The sequence below is a fragment of the Nocardioides palaemonis genome (assembly GCF_018275325.1).
Lineage (GTDB): Bacteria > Actinomycetota > Actinomycetes > Propionibacteriales > Nocardioidaceae > Nocardioides > Nocardioides palaemonis.
In genome coordinates this window covers 960,010-974,819 of record NZ_JAGVQR010000001.1, presented here as the reverse complement: position 1 = coordinate 974,819, position 14,810 = coordinate 960,010, and the positions used below count along the sequence as shown (strand labels likewise).

The following is a 14,810-nucleotide window of genomic DNA, read 5'->3' as shown; positions in this document are numbered from 1 at the left end:
CTCCGGGCCGGACGCGCGAGGCTGGTGCAGAGCGGACCGGCCAGCGACCATGGTCACCATGGACCCAACGACCGCACGCGCGCTCGACAACCGAGCGCAGCTGATCGGCGATCGACTGGGCTTGCGACTGCGGTTCCGGGTCGCTCCAGACGGCCTCACGGCCGGTAGGAGCTCGAGATCGGCAGAGCGCCGGTAGCCAACTTCGTCGGCTTCGGGCCCGCGGCAGCGCACGCAGCCCACTGGTTCTCGATCGCCTCGAGAACGGAGGTACATCATCCACGAGGCTCCCGCCGGCGCCGTTCTGGTCCGCTTCCTCTCCGCCGCCGAGTTGATCGCCAAGGCCGAGGGCCGCGGGCCGCGTTGAGGACTCCTGGGGGCGCTTCATGCCCCACCGGTGTGCGGGGGTGCCCGGCCACGCTCCGGGTGCCTCCGACAACATTTCAACCTTTTTCGTCGTTCCGCTGCGTCGCTGCAAAGCAGCCGATCAAGTAGATGTTCCCGCCTCTGCTGGCCCCCATTAAGGCTAGGTGGAGGCGGGACCCGGCCCTCAGCTCTGCGCGTCCATGCGCTCGACGATGGCGTCGTTGACGGTCTGGAGGTCGGCGAGCTCCCAGTCCACCGTGCGGGTGCCGTCGCCGTCGCGCCTGGTGACGTCGAGGTAGCGCGACCACCGGATCGTGAACATCTCGTCGGGGTCGGTGACCCGGTCCCCGCCGGTGTAGTGGGCCACGAGCCGGTCGCGGGAGTCGGCGTCCATCAGCCTCGGCGACGGCTGGTCCCGGTGTCCGCTCGTCTTGTACTTGTTCATAACGACGACGACCTGTGTGACGTTCTCGCGCAGCATCCGGGCGACATCGTCTGCCGAGGCGCCCTTCTTCCCCATCTCGGAGACGATGACGGCGATGGTGGAGGCGGGGACGACGTGTTCGAGGGTGAGGCGTCCGCTCCAGTGCTTGTCATCGCGCCGCGCACCGTCCGCGTCGAGGAGCCTGTTGAGCGCGTCCGGCGACCAGGCGGCACCGTACCCGTACTTGCCGGCGAGCAGCGGTCCGCCCTTGGTGCGGAAGCGGCGCTTCTCCCAGACCCGGCCGACGAGCTCGCGGGCGGCACGGTCCACGACCTGTCGGACTTGACGGACGACGACGTCCTTGGCGGTCTTGCCCTCGCTGAGCGCCGTGGCGAGCACCGTCTCGTAGGAGGTCATCAGGTGCGGCATGGCGAGTAGGAGGGTGCCGGCGTCCTCGGTGTCGCGCTTGCGGTCCCAGTTGTCCTTGGCGTGTGCACCGAAGAGGGTGGCTGTCCTCGACAGCCGTTCCTTCGTCCCGGCGTCGACGGGGAGGTAGCTCGTCGCTGGCGTCGGTGCGGGCGCTGTGGCCTGCAGCGGGAGGTCGATGTCAGGGACCTCGGCGCGAGGCTGGGTGCCGAACTGGCCGTCGTCGTGGCGGGCGCTCTTGCAGGCGTCGGAGGTGCTCATGGTCGGTCCTGTCCGTGTTCGGGGCTGTGACTCAGGTGCAGCGCATCTTCGCAGTCGTGTTGACTGCCGGTGGGCGGCAGGGGCGGCGCGGTCGAGGGTTCGAGTGAGGTCTCTCAGGATCACGCGCGTGCACACCCCTCGGCACCCCTCGGCACCACAGATCAGATGTCACCTACTCGTGCATCAGCCCCTGGTGCCGAGCCGATGCAGGTCGTTGCAGTACGCCTCACAGCGGAGGAGCTCGCTGCGGTCGACGCGATCGCCGAGCGAGAGCACATCTCGAGATCCGAAGCAATCCGCAGGGCGCTGGCCAGCTCTGCGGCGTGAAGGTCCACGACAGCGCGCTCAGACACGGGGTGCTCCCAGAGGACGCAGTTCAGGCAGCCGACTGGCCGCTCTGGCTCGAGCCGATTGATGATGAGGACTGGCCGCACCGCGAACTACGGCTCGGCTTCGACACCCAGGCCCGCCTACTCGAGACCGTCGTCCTGATCTTTGAGAGCGGCGACGAGATGGTCATCCACGCCATGCCGGACCGTAAGCAGTACTGGGATCTCCTCCCCTGAACTGGGCGGCTCACGACCCGGTGCGGGATGGGCTCGCGGAGCGACCCGGTGCGGGATGGGCTCGCGGAGCGACCCGGTGCGGGATCGGCTTCCGGGATGCCCAACGCGTGAGTGTTTGGCCGTGAGCGGGGCCGTTGGAGTGCCTGGGCAACCTTCAGCCAGCTCCGGGCTCCGGGAGCGTGTCTGCCGCGCCTGGCTCCTCGTCACCGTCCTCGTCCAGCGACATCAGCGTCTTGGACGACGGTCCCTGGTGTTGGCCGAACGCTGTCTGCACACCTGTCCCCCGACGACCACTGTCAGGAGGATCGGGGATGCGTGCACAGGCCCGGGACCTCGCGGCTCGCGAGGCTGGGCATCAGCCAGTACCGCCTCGCCCAGGCCACCGGTCTCCCCCCAGACCCGAATCAGCCAGATCGTGCACGGCAAGCGCGCCATCACCACCGACACCGCCCTGCGCCTGTCCAAGGCCCTCGGCGTCGACGACCGCTTCTGGATCAACATCCAGACCGACTACGACCTCGAGGTCGAGCGCGACCTGCACGCCGACGACCTGGCCAAGGTCACCGCCCTGGTCCCGAGCTGAACTCGGAACGTGCGGCCTCACGGACGCCCCAACGCCAGCCGAACTCGCGTTTGAGCAGTTCAGCATGGGTGCGTCGATCACCACTACGACCTGTAGTCACTTGTGCACGTAGAACTCGAGCTCAACAGATTCGAGTACGAGGGCTTCGGCGTCGCCGGAGCCCTCGTCGCATCCCGGGCACGGCGAGAGGTACAGGCGCCGGCACTCCCCGCGGCCGCTTCCCTTGTGCACGCTCATGCCGATGAGCGGGCGGGGTGTGCACTGGGTGAACAGGGAAGGTCTTGTTGATCCATACCTCAACCTACGCTTGCCCTTGCCAGTCGGCTGCCGCGCACAGAAGGACCCGTGGATGCTACGTCGAATGGATCGGGAGCCTATTGCTGTGGCTCACCCAGGCGCGCCCCCTGCTCGAGCTCGGCGGCGAGACCTTCACCTGTCGCGGCTCGGGCGAGAGCGCGACCCAGCGCAGGTGCCTGCTTGAACAGATTGTGACCGGCCACGAACAGGACAGAGCCTGCCTCCCACACGGCCACGCCGTCCTCGCTCCATGGGAGGTCGGTCACCCAGCAATGAAGGAAGTCGCGCGGCTCTGGGTGGAGACCGGGCAGCGCCCGTGTCACGTATTCGCGCGCGCGTTCGTCCAGCGATCGAATCGCCGCCGGGTCGATGAACGTTCCGTCGTCGCGGACGCCGACGGTCTCGCTGAGTCCGACCGAGTAACTGCTGTTGCCCGGTAGCGGCGTCGCGTACACGCCGAATTCGCCGAAGACGCCGCTGCTGTCCTGTAGGCACGCGACTCGTGCCGGGGCGGCGGCTTTCACGTCGAAGGTCAGCCGGACGTGTGCGGCAAGGCGAACCGGCAGCGACAGGCCGACGCTGCGGGCCAGGCGGGCGGTTTCGCGGCCGGCGCACACGACCACTTTGGAGTAGACAGCCCGGTCGGTGACGCTGCGCACCTCGACCGTCCCATCGGCGCGGGGATCGATGGAGATGACCTCTGCGGTGGTGACGGCATCTGCGAGGGCACCCGCGAGTGCCGTGATCGCGGTGCGGGTGCGGATCGCGCCGCCCGACTCGTCGAGCACCGCTGGCCCCGAGTACCCAGCGAGCAGCGGAATCCGCTGGGCGAGCTCGGCTGCATCGATCTCGTACGCTTTCACGCCGCCGACCTGGTCGAGCACCCGCAGCCGCGCCAGGGCGCTGTCTCCGATCGCCACGACACCGTCTGATGAGACCAGCTCGACGTCGAAGTGTTCGGCCCACTCATCCCATACGCCGCGGCTTTCGCGCGCGAAAGCGACGAGTCGCGGGTCGTCGTGGGCATGCCGGAAGATCCGCGACTCGCCTGCGGACTGACCCGCTCCGGGCAGACCGGCCTCGTACAAGCGCACCGGCACGCCCTGCTCCCGCAGCGCGTACGCTGTCGACAGACCGACGATCCCGCCCCCGATCACTGCTACCTCGGGTGAACGCGTCGTGGCAACGCCGTCGTCAGTTCCTGTCATCGCGGTTCCTCGATCTGTTGGTGATGTGCGGTAGGCCGCAAGAGAAGGGGCCGCTGCCACGACGTCAGCGGGCTGTGTCAGCCCGAAGTCACCGCGTGCAGCGACCCCTCCTGTCTGGGCCAGTACTCCCGGTCTGTGGTGTCAGGCGGGGAGTTTGGAGCCCAACACGTCGAGCTTCTCGATCGTCGGTTCGGAGAACAACGTGCCGGTCTGCTCGCCGAGAGCTACCGCAACAGGGCCGGACAGGTGGGCGTCACGTCCGGCGTCATCGGGGAACACGTCGAAGATCCCGAACGAGGTCGGCCCGAGGCGGATCGCGAACCACGCGGTGGTCGCCTGCTCGTCCTCGACAAGCGCACGGCCGCTGTCAAGGAACTCCTTCACGTCGTCCTCCTTGCCGGGCAACGCGTCAAACCTGACCAGCAATCCCTTGGTCACACTCATGACTTCTCCTCTTCCTTTGTCGTGGTGCCCGCGAGTTGGGACACGATCGCCTCGGAGAACGCCGGCAGGTCCTCCGGCGAGCGGCTGGTGATGAGATTCGTGTCGACCACGACCTCCTGGTCGACGACGTTCGCGCCGGCATTGCGCAGATCCGTGCGGATGCTCGGGAAGGACGTCAGGGTGCGACCGGTGGCCACGCCGGCCTCGATCAACGTCCACGGCCCGTGACAGATCGCAGCCACTGGCTTGCCGCTCTCGACGAAGTCGCGGACGAAGGAAACGGCGCCCTCGTCGACCCGGAGCTGGTCGGGGTTCACCGTGCCGCCGGGAAGCAGCAGGGCGTCGTAGTCACCCACCGAGGCGTCGGCGACCAGCCCGTCGACGGTGAACGTGCCCGCTTCATCCAGGTCGTTCTTACGGGCCTTGATCTCGCCGTCGTGGATCGAGAGGACCTCGGTCTGAGCGCCCGCGCGGTCCAGTACTTCGCGGGGTTGCTCGAGCTCAACGCGTTCGACGCCGTCGGCGGCGAGGATCGCGACCCTCTTGCCCTGAAGATCTGCTGCCATATCAGTTTGCCTTCGTTCCGTTTGACATGCCGGGCTTGATGACGACCTTGGTCCAGCCCTCGGACCTGGAGTCGAAGTTCCTGTAGGCGTCGGCGGCCTGGTCCAGCGAGATCTCGTGGGAGACGATCCAGGACGGCTTCGCCTTGTCAGCCGCGATGAGGTCTCGCAGCCGGCGGTTGTACTTCTTGACCGGGCACTGACCGTTGCCCATGGTCTGTCCCTTGAACCAGTGGGTGCCGAAGTCGATGGCCGCCTTGCCCTGCTTGGCCAATTCGCCCTTGGCCCCCGGGTCCTCGGGGACGAACACGCCGACGGTGCCGATCCCGCCGGTGAAACGCACCGAGTTGATGAGCATGTTCAAGGTGGCAGCCGGGTCTTCGTTGCCCTGCGGGTCGTGGGCCTGGTAGCCCACGCACTCGCAGCCACGGTCGGCTCCGAGCCCCATGGTCTCGTCCAGCACAGCCTGCACGGGGTCGACCTTGGAGTCGTCGATGGCGATCGCTCCGATCTGCTCGGCCAGCGCGAGCCGGTCGGGGTGGCGATCGACCACCATGACCTTCGCGGCGCCCTTGATCGTCGCGGACAACGCAGCCATCAGACCCACCGGACCGGCTCCAGCGATCACGACGCTGTCGCCCGGGATCACGCCGGCCATCTCAGTGGCGTGGTAACCGGTGGGGAAGATGTCGGAGAGCATGACGTAGTCGTTCTCCTTGTCCTGCGCGTCTTCACCCAGGCGCAGCGCGTTGTGGTCGCCGAAGGGCACCCGGAGCAGTTCTGCCTGCCCGCCGCCGTACGGGCCCATTTCGGCGAAGCCGTAGGCCGCACCGGCGGCCGATGGGTCAGGTTGCGTCGTGAGGCAGTAGTTCGTGAGCCCGCGCTCGCAGTTTGAACCGCCCCGGCAAGTCCGGAGACTCCATTCCTTGGGAAGGTTGGAGTCATGTCAGGGAGCAAGTCAACGAGGTACCCGGCCGAGCTGCGTGAGCGCGCGGTCCGGATGGTCGCCGAGATCAGGGCCGTCCACGAGTCGGAGTGGGCGGCGATGAGCAAGGTCGCCGAGCTGCTCGGTGTCGGAACGCCAGAGACCGTCCGGAAGTGGTGCCGCCAGGCTGAGGTCGATGCCGGCCGGCGGCCGGGGATGACGACAGAGGAATCGGCGGAGCTGAAGCGGTTGAAGCGGGAGAATGCCGAGCTCAAGCGAGCCAACGCCATCCTCAAGTCCGCTTCGGTTTTCTTCGCGGCCGAACTCGACCGGCCACAGCGCTGATCGTGCGCTACGTCGACGAGCACGTCGGTGTGCGCGACGGCGATGGTCTGCGCTGGGGTGTCGAGTTGATCTGCGACCAGCTCACCCAGCTGGGCGCCAAGATCGCCCCCGCGACCTACTACGAGCACCGTGTCCGCAAGCCCACCGTCCGCGAGCAGCGCGACGAGGAGCTGAAGCCCAGGATCGCCGCGGTCCACGCGTCGAACTACGGCGTCTACGGCGCACGGAAGGTGTGGCTCACCCTGAACCGCGAACGGCCCGAAGACGAGCTGCCGATCGCGCGCTGCACCGTGGAACGGTTGATGGGCGACCTCGGCCTGGCCGGTGCCGTGCGCGGGAAGGTCAAGCGGACCACGATCAGCGACCCGAAGGGCGCGAAGCCACTGGACCTGGTCGACCGGAACTTCGCGCCGCTGGCACCCGACCGGCTCTGGGTTGCCGACTTCACCTATGTCTCAACGTGGTCGGGCTGGTGCTACACGGCGTTCGTCATCGACGCCTACGCCCGGCGGATCCTGGGCTGGTCGGTGGCCACGACGATGACCAGCCAGCTCGTCGTCGACGCGGTCGAGCAGGCGATCTGGACCCGCAGCCGCGAGGGCAAGGACCTGACCGGTCTGATCGCGCACCACGACCACGGAGTCCAGTACATGTCCGTGGCCTACTCCGAGCGGCTCGACACCGCCGGGATCAAGCCCTCGACCGGGGCAGTGGGCTCGTCCTACGACAACGCCCTGGCCGAGTCCGTGATCGGGCTCTACAAGACCGAACTGGTCAAACCGCGACGGCCGTGGAAGGGACTCGATGACCTCGAGATCGCCACCGCCGAATGGGCCGACTGGTTCAACCACCGTCGACCGTTCGAGTACTGCGACGACCTCACGCCGGTCGAGGCCGAGCAGGCTCACTACGCTCACCACCAGACCCCAGCAACAGCTGGAGTCTCAAACTAGAAAGTCTCCGGACTTGCCGGGGCGGTTCACCTAGATTCCGCCGCATGACTGTGTATCTCGCTTGGACCTCGGAGGACCTGCCTGACCTGGAGGGGCCGTGGCACGAGGCTCGGCTTGTGGCGCCCGGGCTGGTCGCCGTGGACAGCACCGAATCGCTGTCAGCGGTCTATCACGCCATCAAGTGGTCCCTGGAGGGTGAGGCTTCGCTGATCGTGGTCCCCGTGCACCAGACGCCCAAGTCGCGGGGCATGGCTGCTGGCACCACTAGGTGGTTGCGTGAGCGGACTGCAAGGCAACCGCCCGGTGCGAACATCCGGGGCCTCACGTCATCCGATTGAGCTGTCCGGGCTCCCAGACCACGAGGGCTGCCAGGTTGGTTCTCCCACCTCAGGGAACGAGGATTCACGTAGGTGGGTGATGGACACGGGAAGATTGAGACCGGGGAGCGGCGCCCGCAACCGGGAAGGCCCCGCGCGGACTCCCCTGCCCCGGGGACGCCGCCCGATCAGCGAACCGCTTACGGAAATGGCGTGATGCGTGACCGGCTCCGCCCAGTTCGGATCGTCGGCGTCCCGCGAGGGAGTCAGTTGCGGGACGCCGGCGAGTGGCAATTAGCGTCGTGAGGAGGCGTCAGCCAGTTCTGCCTTCGCAGCGGTGCGTTGACGCTCAATGGCGCGGCAGACGGTGGAGCGTCCGACGCCGAACAGTTCGGCTACCTCCAGGGTGCTGTACTCGCCGCTGTGCACCAGCGACACAAGGTGTGCCTCCTGCTTGCGGCTCAGCTTGGGTTGCTTGCCCTTGAGTCGACCCTTGGCCTTGGCGACCTTCATGCCCTCGACCGTGCGTAGTCGGATCAGGTCGGACTCGAACTCGGCGACCATGGCCAGGACGTTGAACAGCAGCCGCCCGACTGCGTCGGTCGGATCGTAGACCGACCCGCCAAGCGAGAGGCTGATCTGCCGGGTGGTGAGCTCGTCGGCGAGCGCGAGCGTCGGGCAGGGACCGGGCCAGGCGGTCGAGCTTGGTGACAACCAAGGTGTCTCCCGCGCGGCAGGCGGCCAGTGCCTCGCGGAGTCCGGGGCGTTCGCGGTTGGTGCCGGTCAGGCCATGGTCGACATAGATCCGCTCGGCCTCGACACCGAGGCCGAGCAGGCCGTCTCGTTGCGCGGTCAGGTCTTGTTGATCGGTGGAGCATCGGGCGTACCCGACAAGTAGGGCGCTCATGGCGCACCTCCCAAAGGGGTTGGCCCGGCCACGCCACGGGATGTGGTCGGCTCGGGCGTCGGGCCGAACCCGACACCCCCAGGGACTTCCCTTCTTCCCCGGCCCGCAAGTACCGTCACTCCGCTCCTTCCCTCGACTCGCTTTTCGTAATACGATTTTGGCCATGGTCAGCGAAGAGCAGATCCAGCAATGGGCGGACGAAGCCGAAGCTGGCTACGACGTCGAGGAGATGAAGCGCCGCGGACGCGGCCGGCCCGGACGTGGTGCCGAGCCGATGCAGGTCGTTGCAGTACGCCTCACAGCGGAGGAGCTCGCTGCGGTCGACGCGATCGCCGAGCGAGAGCACATCTCGAGATCCGAAGCAATCCGCAGGGCGCTGGCCAGCTCTGCGGCGTGAAGGTCCACGACAGCGCGCTCAGACACGGGGTGCTCCCAGAGGACGCAGTTCAGGCAGCCGACTGGCCGCTCTGGCTCGAGCCGATTGATGATGAGGACTGGCCGCACCGCGAACTACGGCTCGGCTTCGACACCCAGGCCCGCCTACTCGAGACCGTCGTCCTGATCTTTGAGAGCGGCGACGAGATGGTCATCCACGCCATGCCGGCCCGTAAGCAGTACTGGGATCTCCTCCCCTGAACTGGGCGGCTCACGACCCGGTGCGGGATCCCCTTTCGGTGCCCGTTCAGGCGAGGCCACGGGCCAATCAGCCAGTGGCGGCACCAGCGGTACCAACTCTCAGGCGGTTGCCGTAGGGGTCGGCAACCTCGAAGTCACGACCCCAGGGCATGTCATCGATCTCGGTGACACCAAGCGCGTCGGCTACAGCATCGAGGTCTTCGATGTAGAGGTAGACGAGCGTGCCCGGGTGCGCGTCGCCGGCGTGCTCCGAGAGATGCATCTTCAGATCACCTCGTGCGATGCCGACGTATAGCGGAAGCCCAGGTTCGAATCGATGCTCCCACTCCTTCACAAAGCCGAGCTGCTGGTACCACGCGACGGCGGCACTGGCATCGGTCACGCTCAAGATCGGGGCTAGAGACTCGGTCACGATTGGAGTCTCCCGTACAAGTGAGTCGTTGGGCAGCCCCTGATATTGAGGCTCGTAGTCCGATCGTCGCGCGGGACGCGCGCACAGAGGGATGGGTTTGCGGAGCGTGACCGAAGCCGGACCGTCACACGACGGCCGTCTTAACGCCGCGACCTCCAAGCTGCATCACGGTGGGACGGAACGATGAGGTCGGCAGTGGCTCGGCGGCGGCTGGGTGGCGGAGACTGGGCTGGGTGCCCGAGTCGGTAGATCAGCTGCGGGGTGTGGTCGGTCCCCAAGACGGCGGCGAGCTCGCCACGCAACTCCGCCCGCATCTGGCACGGCTGGTTCATGAATCCTGCCGCCAGGCCCTCATGCGCGGCGAGCAGCAGGGAGCGCTGGAGGGCCTGGCCTGCGCGCAGCCAGTTGACGACGTCGTCCTCGACAGTGCCAATCGCCAGCAGGGCCGGTGCAGCTCTCACCAAGTTGGCGTCCTGCTTTCCGATGCGCGGACCGAGGTCGAACCTGCGCACGACCCAGCGGGTGATGTGCCCGGTCACGCGTGCAACCGGCAGTCCGTCCTCGTGGCTGGGCCCCCGCATCCAGGTGGCGAGCTCGTGTCGCCAGGCTGCGTCAGCGAATTGGGCGCGGTCTGCCTCGTCGACCAGCTCGGCAACCTCGTCTTTGGCATCTCCGGTGACGACGTGCAGCACGGCGCCCTCGGCAGCTATGGCGGCGCGCATCTGCGCAAGCACGTCTGCACTCACCTCGCCGCCAGAGAACCTCCCGCGGCACGTACGTCGGGAGCCGATGGCTTCTCGCAACGCCGCGAGGTCCTCATCGGCTGCTAAGTCGGGGCTGAGCGCCAGGGTTGCCAGCCAGTCCGGGTCCGCGGCTTCAGGCAATAGGAGCGAGCGGGCGCCGCGTCCTTGGCGTGCGGTCTCGACCCGTGCGTTGAGCAGGGCGGCACCGCAGCTGATCGTTAGTTCACGGTCGTGCGGATCGTTCACCGGGAGCCGGCGCTCGCGATCGGCAAACACGTCGATCTCGCCCGGTCTTACCGCGAACCGCCACGGTTGGGTGTTGTGCGAGGACGGCGCTCGCGCGGCGCCTTCGACGATCTCCATCAACGAAAAGCCAGGTGTGGGCATGAAGTGCTCCTTGAGGGGCTGCATCCACGCTCGCCGGACAGCAGCCAGGCGCGAAAGGGTCAAAAGTCCTGAGCGGTGTGCACCTCGGCAAGGTCCGCGAGACCCAGGCAGGCTGGTTGAGCATCAAGGACCAGCAGCCACGCTTCGGCCGCACGATCGCACGATCGCAACTATTCGTGAGCGTCTCGCTGAGGGATCGGCCAGCGGGACTTTGTCACCGTCTGTCGAGTCGGGGCCATTGCCCTCAAGAGGTCAAGGGGGCGGTGAACCACTCGGACGCAACGAAGAGCCCGGCCGATTTGAGCAGGTCTCTCTTCGGCTGGTCGTGGGGACCGCTGACCACGACGACTTGGACGGCACCTCGCTGGTGTGCCCAGTTTGTAGCGATGTCGAGAAGCGCCGCTCCCGAGGTCTTCCAACGCTCGGGGGAACTCACCGTGAAGTCGTCGATGAGCGAGGACAAGCCCCCGGGGTCATAGACCGGGGGCGCCGGGACCGGCGTAATGATGATGAATCCGTCGACTGAGTCATCCTCCGCTTCGTGCACGAAGGTTCCGACCTCCTCGTCTTCAACGAGTTGTACGAGCCAGGCTCGATGGACTTCGGCGGCGTCGTTCGCTGGACGCTGGAACACCGGTGCGTGGGGCTCGTACTCGCGACGCTTCATCTCAGCCAGCTCCACCATTCGGTCCACGTCGAGGACGGTCGCTTGTCTAGCAGCCATGCCGTGGGACGGTAGCAACGCCAAGCGGTCGTCAACGCCCGCAAGCCGTTGGTCATGTGGTGCACCGCGATCACCGAGCCCACGGCTCCATCCGTGCGCTGGAACAACCCCCAAGCTGCATACCGATCCCACAACCTGTCGCCGTCCCCAACGACGACCTGGTCGTCGTCAACGATCTTCACGCGGCCACCGTCGAGCAGAGTCCAGGTGTCGGTGCGCCACATGATCGCGTTGTTCATCGACTGCTCACGGCCTCCTGGGGTGTCATCGACGGCCTCCTCGCGGTAGGCGTCATAACCCGGCGCGGCCGAGCGCATCTGGCTCGGCGGCACGTCGCGGACCTCGTTGAGGGTGATGAAGTCCGGCGACGGCGCAGCGAGAGCGCGGACACCCGGGTCGAAGCCGCCGCGGGTCTTGATGTTCGCGTTCGCGACCAGCACCTCACCGGCCACCGGGCCACCGGGTGACGCCTCGACGGCAGGCATCACACCTAGACCAGCGCCGTCCTGCGTCCCGCTGGTCGCGGGACCGGTCAGCTGCGCGGTGGTGTGGACGAACGGATGGTCGGTGTAGCTGTGCGCTCCGTCGTTGGTGCTCCGGTCGACGACGGTCCCAGAGAAGGCGACGGCGGGGCTACCCATGATCCAGTCGATCTGCTCGTCGTTGGGATTCGCGGTCGACCAGCCACCGGCTAAGGAGAGGAAGAGTTGCCTGAACCGAGCCCTGTCGTTCATGTCGCCGGTCAGCAGGAGGGGCGTGTTTGGCTCGCTCTCGTGCAACTGCGCAAGGGCCTGCGATTCGGTTCGAACGGCGGCGTCTCTCATCGCATCGGTTCCTCCGACAGCGTCGGCCGGATGGTGGGTGTTCAGCACCCAGACGGACCCCAAGTCCCCCCTTGAGGTGAACCGGACCAACGGGACCTGAATGACCGGACTGCCGTACCTGATTGACACGTAGCGAACCTCATCGACCGTCCACGCTCCGGTCTGATACGCGATGGCGTCAGCCGTTGATGGCCTCCCGCGGCGTTTGCCGGCAACGATGTCCCAAGCCCCGCCGGTGGCATTGAGGAACGCCTGGGCCTGCGGCGACTCGAACTCCTGAAACCCAACGATCGATACAGCTGAGGCGCCGATCTTTGTGACCATGTTCGGGACCCGCTCGGCGTACGGCCGCTCGCTGGGATGCGGGTTGGTCCTGTAGTGCGAGGCGCCCCGCCAGTTGAGGGTGCCGATGCCGAACGACCCGCCCATGGTCGAGTTGACTGTGGGGGCGCAGGCGGCGCGGACGGCCTCGATGTTGGCGTTGCCCATGCCGAGCATGAGCAACAGCAGCGGACAGATCAGCACCAGCGGCAGGCTGAGCAGGATGGCCTTCTTCACGACTGCGCCCCCCTCGGGAGCCAATCTCTAGGAACTACGACCTCTTCGGACTCAGCGTCGAAGGCGCCACCCGCTACATGAAGACCGTCGAGCCCCCCGACCTGAGGAACGAAGACCAACCTGGCGCCCGGCCATGACCGTGTCTGTACGTACCGCGCGGCGCGGGTCGAGAGCTGTCGCAACGTCCTCACACCACGGATAAGCAACCGCGGCGCGCGCGAATCGGACACCCTGGCGCTGCGGACTTTGGTCACGAGCCGCAGCGTGGCTCCTCAGCGTCCCCGCATCCGTCCCCTGAACCGTCGAATGGCGGGGGGACGCGGCGCCCCACCCTGGGTTTATGCGGCCCTTCCCAGATGAGCGTGGTTGAGGTGTTGGGAACGGTCGGCGTGTCGGGGGGCTGAGAAGACGTCAGGGCCTTCACGATCGGCGGCGACCAAGCTGCTGAACGAAAGACCCTGACGTTGACGCACTCTACGTGCGCCTGCGCGCCCTCGCCGTCTCCTCGGTGGTGTGCGCGGGCTGATGAACTCTTCGGTGTCGAGGGCGTCCATGTCCTCGCCGTCCTCGCCGTCCTCGCCCGCGTCGACGGCACGCTGGTGCTCGATGTCGAGTCCGACGCCGACCTGACCGGATGCCCGGACTGCGGGGTGGTCGCGATCGGTCACGGCCGTCGCGTCCAGGTCCTCCATGACGCGCCGTGCTTCGGGCGGCCGGTGCGGGTGCGGTGGCGCAAGCGGATCTGGCGCTGCCCCGAGCCGTCGTGCCCGCGCTCGACGTGGACCGAGGATCATCCCTACGCACCGGCTCGGGCCAAACTCACGACCAGGGCCACGGCCTGGGCGGTCGATGCGTTGCGCCATGACGACACCACGGTGTCCGCGATCGCTCGCCATCTCGGGGTCGCGTGGGACACCTGCTGGTCGGCGATCAAGACCGCGGCATCGCAGCGGATCGCTGACCCGGCCCGACTGGGGAACGTCAAGACCATCGGCGTGGACGAGCACATCTGGCGTCCCTCCAAGATCGCGAGCCTCGACAAGGCGGTCACGGTGATGGTCGACCTGACCCGCGACCCGGACGGCTGCCTGCGTGCCCGGCTCCTCGACGCCGTCCAGGGCCGCTCCGGGAAGGTCTACGCCGACTGGCTCACCGATCAGGGCGTGGAGGGAGTCGACGTCAAGGTCACCATCGAACACGCTGCTCTGGACCCGTTCCGTGGCTACGCCAACGCGATTCGCGACGAGCTCCCCGACGCGGTCGCGGTCCTCGATGCGTTCCACGTCGTGAAGCTGGCCGGCAATGCCCTCGACGACGTCCGACGCAGGGTCCAGCAGGCGACCCTGCGTCGACGAGGTCACAAGGACGACCCGCTCTACAAGATCCGCCGGACCCTTCTCACCGGCGAGGAACACCTCACCGACCGGCAACGCCAGCGGCTCGAGACGTACCTACCTGTCGGCGACCCCGACTACGAGGTCGAAGTGGCCTGGCGGTGCTACCAGCTGGTCCGCTCGATCTACCACGCCGAGACCCCGCAGCGAGGTCGAGAGGTCGCGGAGAAGGTCCTCGACACCCTGCACACCTGCCCGATCCCCGAGGTCAAGCGGCTCGGCAAGACCCTGCGTCGCTGGCGCGAGGAGATCCTCGCCTACTTCACCACCGGTGGCGTCAGCAACGGCGGAACGGAGGCGATCAACGGTGTCATCGAGAAGACCCGCCGACTTGCCCACGGCTTCCGCAACTTCACCAACTACCGCATCCGGATCCTGCTCGCCGCCGACGGCTCACGCCCCTACCGACGCAGGCCAGCGATCAGACCCGAACCATGCTGAACTGGGAAGGGCCGTTTATGCAGGTGAGGCAGCGTCCCCCCGAAACATCCAGGAGATTCCGGAGCCGGTGGCTCGAGTTGTAGAGGAGGAGTTCCCGCAAGCGGATCGA

Annotated in this window: 17 protein-coding genes and 1 pseudogene; 8 read left to right on the top strand and 10 right to left on the bottom strand. The window is 67.1% G+C overall.

The window, feature by feature from the left end:
* Positions 1 to 547 precede the first annotated feature (547 nt).
* Positions 548 to 1,474 (bottom strand): hypothetical protein, encoded by a 927-nt coding sequence (locus KDN32_RS04670; RefSeq protein WP_211730920.1) that lies wholly within the window; start codon positions 1,472 to 1,474, stop codon positions 548 to 550.
* A 165-nt stretch (positions 1,475 to 1,639) separates the two neighbouring features.
* Here KDN32_RS04670 and KDN32_RS23495 point away from each other — a divergent pair, with 165 nt between their 5' ends.
* The 3 genes from KDN32_RS23495 (at position 1,640) to KDN32_RS23205 (ending at position 2,623) form a co-directional block, all read left to right on the top strand.
* Positions 1,640 to 1,801, top strand: a complete 162-nt coding sequence (locus KDN32_RS23495; protein WP_372446467.1) for a ribbon-helix-helix protein, CopG family — start codon at positions 1,640 to 1,642, stop codon at positions 1,799 to 1,801.
* Entirely contained in the window at positions 1,798 to 2,040 is a 243-nt protein-coding gene (locus KDN32_RS04660; protein ID WP_211730918.1) for a hypothetical protein, read from the top strand. The genes KDN32_RS23495 and KDN32_RS04660 overlap by 4 nt, the downstream gene beginning before the upstream one ends.
* A gap of 415 nt (positions 2,041 to 2,455) precedes the next feature.
* Positions 2,456 to 2,623 carry a helix-turn-helix transcriptional regulator gene (locus KDN32_RS23205; protein ID WP_211730917.1) on the top strand — a complete coding sequence of 56 codons (168 nt, stop codon included), beginning with the start codon at positions 2,456 to 2,458 and terminating at the stop codon, positions 2,621 to 2,623.
* 374 nt (positions 2,624 to 2,997) lie between these two features.
* Here KDN32_RS23205 and KDN32_RS04650 read toward each other — a convergent pair whose 3' ends face one another.
* The 4 genes from KDN32_RS04650 to KDN32_RS04635 all read right to left on the bottom strand — a co-directional run bounded on the left by KDN32_RS04650 (position 2,998) and on the right by KDN32_RS04635 (position 5,943).
* Complete coding sequence (locus tag KDN32_RS04650) at positions 2,998 to 4,128, bottom strand: NAD(P)/FAD-dependent oxidoreductase (RefSeq protein ID WP_211730916.1); 1,131 nt, start codon at positions 4,126 to 4,128, stop codon at positions 2,998 to 3,000.
* A 141-nt stretch (positions 4,129 to 4,269) separates the two neighbouring features.
* Positions 4,270 to 4,572 carry a putative quinol monooxygenase gene (locus tag KDN32_RS04645; RefSeq protein WP_075818624.1) on the bottom strand — a complete coding sequence of 101 codons (303 nt, stop codon included), beginning with the start codon at positions 4,570 to 4,572 and terminating at the stop codon, positions 4,270 to 4,272.
* A complete protein-coding gene (locus tag KDN32_RS04640) occupies positions 4,569 to 5,138 on the bottom strand; it encodes a type 1 glutamine amidotransferase domain-containing protein (protein ID WP_211730915.1) in 570 nt (189 codons plus the stop codon). Before KDN32_RS04640 ends, KDN32_RS04645 begins: the two co-directional genes overlap by 4 nt.
* A gap of 1 nt (position 5,139) precedes the next feature.
* Positions 5,140 to 5,943: a zinc-binding dehydrogenase gene (locus tag KDN32_RS04635; protein WP_211730914.1), complete on the bottom strand. Its 804-nt coding sequence runs from the start codon at positions 5,941 to 5,943 to the stop codon at positions 5,140 to 5,142.
* Positions 5,944 to 6,078: 135 nt separating this feature from the next.
* On the opposite strand from KDN32_RS04635, the gene KDN32_RS04630 reads away from it, so the two are divergent.
* Both KDN32_RS04630 and KDN32_RS04625 read left to right on the top strand, forming a co-directional pair.
* A protein-coding gene (locus KDN32_RS04630; protein WP_211730913.1) for an IS3 family transposase occupies positions 6,079 to 7,358 on the top strand; the annotation gives its coding sequence in 2 pieces (ribosomal slippage) (positions 6,079 to 6,367 and positions 6,367 to 7,358; 1,281 coding nt in all).
* A 44-nt stretch (positions 7,359 to 7,402) separates the two neighbouring features.
* A complete protein-coding gene (locus tag KDN32_RS04625; RefSeq protein WP_143554171.1) occupies positions 7,403 to 7,696 on the top strand; it encodes a hypothetical protein in 294 nt (97 codons plus the stop codon).
* Between the two features lie 273 nt (positions 7,697 to 7,969).
* On the opposite strand, the pseudogene KDN32_RS04620 reads toward KDN32_RS04625, so the two are convergent.
* Positions 7,970 to 8,582: pseudogene (locus KDN32_RS04620) on the bottom strand (recombinase family protein).
* A gap of 163 nt (positions 8,583 to 8,745) precedes the next feature.
* Here KDN32_RS04620 and KDN32_RS04615 point away from each other — a divergent pair.
* Positions 8,746 to 8,979 carry a ribbon-helix-helix protein, CopG family gene (locus tag KDN32_RS04615; protein ID WP_129479334.1) on the top strand — a complete coding sequence of 78 codons (234 nt, stop codon included), beginning with the start codon at positions 8,746 to 8,748 and terminating at the stop codon, positions 8,977 to 8,979.
* Entirely contained in the window at positions 8,976 to 9,218 is a 243-nt protein-coding gene (locus KDN32_RS04610; protein WP_211730912.1) for a hypothetical protein, read from the top strand. Before KDN32_RS04615 ends, KDN32_RS04610 begins: the two co-directional genes overlap by 4 nt.
* 67 nt (positions 9,219 to 9,285) lie before the next feature.
* Here KDN32_RS04610 and KDN32_RS22795 read toward each other — a convergent pair whose 3' ends face one another.
* The 4 genes from KDN32_RS22795 to KDN32_RS04590 all read right to left on the bottom strand — a co-directional run bounded on the left by KDN32_RS22795 (position 9,286) and on the right by KDN32_RS04590 (position 12,866).
* On the bottom strand, positions 9,286 to 9,630 hold the full coding sequence (locus tag KDN32_RS22795; protein ID WP_211730911.1) for a glyoxalase superfamily protein: 345 nt from the start codon (positions 9,628 to 9,630) through the stop codon (positions 9,286 to 9,288).
* A gap of 140 nt (positions 9,631 to 9,770) precedes the next feature.
* A complete protein-coding gene (locus KDN32_RS04600; RefSeq protein ID WP_211730910.1) occupies positions 9,771 to 10,760 on the bottom strand; it encodes an Acg family FMN-binding oxidoreductase in 990 nt (329 codons plus the stop codon).
* 244 nt (positions 10,761 to 11,004) lie between these two features.
* Positions 11,005 to 11,454 (bottom strand): hypothetical protein, encoded by a 450-nt coding sequence (locus KDN32_RS04595; RefSeq protein ID WP_211730909.1) that lies wholly within the window; start codon positions 11,452 to 11,454, stop codon positions 11,005 to 11,007.
* Positions 11,424 to 12,866: an endonuclease/exonuclease/phosphatase family protein gene (locus KDN32_RS04590; RefSeq protein WP_211730908.1), complete on the bottom strand. Its 1,443-nt coding sequence runs from the start codon at positions 12,864 to 12,866 to the stop codon at positions 11,424 to 11,426. The genes KDN32_RS04595 and KDN32_RS04590 overlap by 31 nt, the downstream gene beginning before the upstream one ends.
* A 599-nt stretch (positions 12,867 to 13,465) precedes the next feature.
* Here KDN32_RS04590 and KDN32_RS04585 point away from each other — a divergent pair.
* Positions 13,466 to 14,701 (top strand): ISL3 family transposase, encoded by a 1,236-nt coding sequence (locus KDN32_RS04585; protein WP_211730907.1) that lies wholly within the window; start codon positions 13,466 to 13,468, stop codon positions 14,699 to 14,701.
* The last annotated feature ends 109 nt before the right edge of the window (positions 14,702 to 14,810 follow it).

What these genes read in the sequence shown, in the direction of transcription:
- KDN32_RS04645 (WP_075818624.1), bottom strand. Translation starts at nt 4,572, where the DNA reads ATGAGTGTGACCAAGGGATTGCTGGTCAGGTTTGACGCGTTGCCCGGC.
- KDN32_RS04650 (WP_211730916.1), bottom strand. Translation starts at nt 4,128, where the DNA reads ATGACAGGAACTGACGACGGCGTTGCCACGACGCGTTCACCCGAGGTA.
- KDN32_RS04640 (WP_211730915.1), bottom strand. Translation starts at nt 5,138, where the DNA reads ATGGCAGCAGATCTTCAGGGCAAGAGGGTCGCGATCCTCGCCGCCGAC.
- KDN32_RS04635 (WP_211730914.1), bottom strand. Translation starts at nt 5,943, where the DNA reads ATGGGCCCGTACGGCGGCGGGCAGGCAGAACTGCTCCGGGTGCCCTTC.
- KDN32_RS04615 (WP_129479334.1), top strand. Translation starts at nt 8,746, where the DNA reads ATGGTCAGCGAAGAGCAGATCCAGCAATGGGCGGACGAAGCCGAAGCT.
- KDN32_RS04600 (WP_211730910.1), bottom strand. Translation starts at nt 10,760, where the DNA reads ATGCCCACACCTGGCTTTTCGTTGATGGAGATCGTCGAAGGCGCCGCG.
- KDN32_RS04625 (WP_143554171.1), top strand. Translation starts at nt 7,403, where the DNA reads ATGACTGTGTATCTCGCTTGGACCTCGGAGGACCTGCCTGACCTGGAG.
- KDN32_RS23495 (WP_372446467.1), top strand. Translation starts at nt 1,640, where the DNA reads ATGTCACCTACTCGTGCATCAGCCCCTGGTGCCGAGCCGATGCAGGTC.
- KDN32_RS04670 (WP_211730920.1), bottom strand. Translation starts at nt 1,474, where the DNA reads ATGAGCACCTCCGACGCCTGCAAGAGCGCCCGCCACGACGACGGCCAG.